This window comes from Thermoanaerobaculia bacterium (assembly GCA_018057705.1).
In the GTDB taxonomy this organism is placed as follows: domain Bacteria; phylum Acidobacteriota; class Thermoanaerobaculia; order Multivoradales; family JAGPDF01; genus JAGPDF01.
In genome coordinates, this window is the sequence record JAGPDF010000169.1 from 1 (window position 1) to 3227 (window position 3227).

A 3227-nucleotide genomic window follows, 5' to 3' on the forward strand; every position below is an offset into this window, starting at 1 on the left:
AACGGCCTGCCGTTCAGCACGGCGTGGGACCGCGTCTACATCGGCCGCCGGGCGCGCGTCTTCTCCGACGACTTCGAAGCCGCCTCGACCTGCCGCTGGTCCGCCGTCTCCGGCCTGCTCGAGTAGAGGCGTCCAGATAATTGGGGACAGTCCCCAAGTCTGGCACCAGTGTCCCAACGTTCCTGGTTGAACTCTCTGCAAACAGCTGTAAAAGAAGGACTTGCGGCGAACTTGGCCTGTCGCCGACTTGACGCTGAACGGCAATTGGGGACTGTCCCCAGTTCTTTAACAGTCCGGTCAGGTCGGCTGCTTCATGACCCGCGTCGCGCCGGCGGCGCCGGCGACGACGGCGAGGGCGAAGGCGTTCGCCGGGATGGTGAGGCCGAAGTCGGCGAAGGAGTGGATGCCGACGGCGACCAGGGCGCCGAGGGCGGCGAGGCCGGCGGCGCGGCCTTCGGAGCGCTCGCCGTGGAGGACGACCTGCCGCAGCCGGCGGCCATAGAAGAAGAGGCCGGCGCCGAGGATCAACGCTCCGAGCATTCCGGTCGTCGCGAGGTACTCGATCCAGTCGGCGTGGGCGTGGCGCCAGAAGCCGGGGATCGTCGCCGGTTGTACCAGCGGGAAGGCGGCCTGGAAGGTGCCCAGACCCGATCCGGTCCACGGAAAGAGCCGGAAGAGATCGAACGTCGCGCCCGCCGCCTCGACGCGGTAGCCGCCGCCGAGCTCGTCGATGGAGCTCGCGGTCAGCCGCGTGAAGGCGCCCTCGGCGCCGAGCGCGGCGATGGCCGCGGCCCCGGCGACGCCGACCGCGAGCCCGCCCGCAAGGATCCACTTGCGGCCGCGCCGGCTGCCGCCGCCGCTGATCACCATCCCCTGCACGCCCATGGCGATGAGCACGGAGAGCAGCGCGGCGCGCGACCCGGTCAGCACGAGGCCGCCGAAAATGGCCAGGAACACGACCGCCGGCGGCCCGACGGCGAGCAGCCGGTCCTCGGCCCGGCCGCCGTCCGCCCCCACCCCTCCCAACACCGTGCGCCGCACGGCCCACCAGAGCCAGGCGAACGCCACCGCGAGCGCGATCTCGAGGAAGAGCGCGAGATGGTTCGGATTGACGAAGCTGCCGCGCAGGCGCGACCCGACACTGAGGACCGTGACGCCCCACAGCGTGTTCGAGCGCGAGATCCACTGCGCGACGCCGATGACCACCTGCACGGTCGCCGCGAGCAGGAGTGCCCCGAAGAGCGTGCGCCGCACCCGGCGTGAGGCGCCAATCCAGGTGGCGGCAAGGAAGCCGGCCGCCGGCAGGAGCCAGTCGAGCGCCGCGGTCCGGCTCGCCGCCGGGGCGAGCGAAAGGGCGATCGAGCGCTCGCCGGCGCCATCGGTCGTGAGCGCCCCCGCCTGCTGTGTGAGGCGAACTGTTTCGGGAGCGACGAGGCCCGTCACCGCGGCCGGCGCCGGCAGCGACTGCAGCCAGCCGAGGAGCGCAACCGCCGCGAGCGCCGCTGCGGCGATTGCGAGCTCGCGCGGCAGCGATCGATGGGAGTGGGGACTTCGTGAGTCGGTCGCCGGCTCCGGCCGGTCGACGACCTCGACCGTCCAGATCGCCAGGACGAGCGCCGCGAGGGCGGCGACGAGGAGGATCGTCGCCGGTTCGGGGGCGACGCTGCCGAACGGCAGCGGTGCTGCGACGAGCAGCGCCGCGAGCGCCAGGGCGCGCGGCCGGACGTGTCGTATCATGCCGGGAATGTCCGAACAGATGAGCAGAACCGGGCTCGGAGCTTCCCTGCCCGCAGTGGCCTGCTGCGTCGCTCTCGCAGGACTTTCGTCCCTGGTGGGCACCTCACCGCTGGCGGCACAAGTCCGGCAGTATACGCCGCCGGGCGGCGCCGCCGACGCGGGCTTCGGCCGCAAAGAAGCGCTCGCAGAGGCGGTCGACGAGGCCCGCTGGCACGCCGGTCCGGTGCGCCTGGACCCGGCGTTCTGGATCTCCGATCTCGCCTGGGTGGACCGCGACGAGAGCGTGGCCTCCGACTCCGGCTCCGATGGCTCCGACCTCACTGGCCGTGTCGGCGCCGGTCTCAACGCCTATCTGCCGGTGGGTTCGAAGACGACGTTCGCTGCCTACGCCATGCCGGAGTACATCTGGTGGCAGGACCGCGCCGAAGAGCGCCGCGTCAACCAGCGTTTCGGCATCGGTTCGTTCACCTACTTCAACCGCCTGGCGATCACCGTCACCGCCGAGCGCCTCGAAGACTTCGATTTCGCCACCGGCGAGGTCCTGCAGCGCTATACGACGCGCAACGAGAACCTCGAGGTCCAGGTCGAGGTGCCGATCTTGCGCCGCCTGACGGTCTTCGCGGAGGGCGGCGACCGCTCGGTGCGGAGTCTCGTCGACGAGACCGAGGAGCCGCTGCTCGCCGACTTCTTCGCCGGTCTCGATCGCGACGACCTCGCCTACCGGGGCGGCGTGCGCTACTACCCGAGCGAGAAGCTGCGGCTCGGGGCCGGCGTCGGCTACGCCGAGTCCGACTTCGCCGCCGAGGCGCTCGACCGTTCGAACTCCGGCGACTTCTGGTACGTCGAGGCCGGCTACGAGCGCCCGAAGCTCCTCGTGGATCTGCTCTACCAGGAGAACCAGCTCACGGCGCAGGACGGCGCGGAGTTCTCCGACTTCGACAGTTCGACCGGCGGCGCGCGCATCGAGTGGATGCCGCGCGAGACGTTCAGCGCCCGTCTCTACGGCTCGCGGCAGCTCGCCTACTCGCTGCTCGTCGCGGAGGCCTCCGGCTACGTCGACCAGTTCATCGGCGCCGGGGTGGACATCGGCCTCGGCTGGCGTCTGCGTTTGAACCTCTACGGCGAGACCGGCAGCCATCGCTATCAGGCGGGCCCCGAGGCAGCAGACCCCTCCGGCGCCGCCGAACGCGTGGACGACGTCGAGAGCTACGGCGCGGACCTCGCGATCGAGCTCCCCTTGAAGATGAACCTGCGGGTGGGCTATCAGGAGAAGACGATCTCTCCTCCTGCGGGGAGTGGCCTGCGCGATCAGAAGATCTCGCAGATCCTCGTCAACCTCGGTTTCGGATTCAGCCAGGGCACTTGGTACTGAGCCGGCACTGAGCCGCCCGCGCGCTTCGCCCCGGCGCCCCGGAACGGCGGGAGCAAAGCCCGTATAATGCTCAGTCCAGATGCGTTTTCCGAAACCCCTCAGAGCGGTCACCCCAAAA

Annotated in this window: 2 protein-coding genes; one reads left to right on the top strand and one right to left on the bottom strand. The window is 70.4% G+C overall.

Going from position 1 to position 3227, the window contains the following annotated elements; genetic code table 11:
- Positions 1 to 297 precede the first annotated feature (297 nt).
- Entirely contained in the window at positions 298 to 1737 is a 1440-nt protein-coding gene (locus tag KBI44_21730; GenBank protein ID MBP9147108.1) for an O-antigen ligase family protein, read from the bottom strand.
- 19 nt (positions 1738 to 1756) lie between these two features.
- Between KBI44_21730 and KBI44_21735 the strand changes: the two genes are divergently transcribed.
- Positions 1757 to 3109: a hypothetical protein gene (locus KBI44_21735; protein MBP9147109.1), complete on the top strand. Its 1353-nt coding sequence runs from the start codon at positions 1757 to 1759 to the stop codon at positions 3107 to 3109.
- Positions 3110 to 3227: the final 118 nt, after the last annotated feature.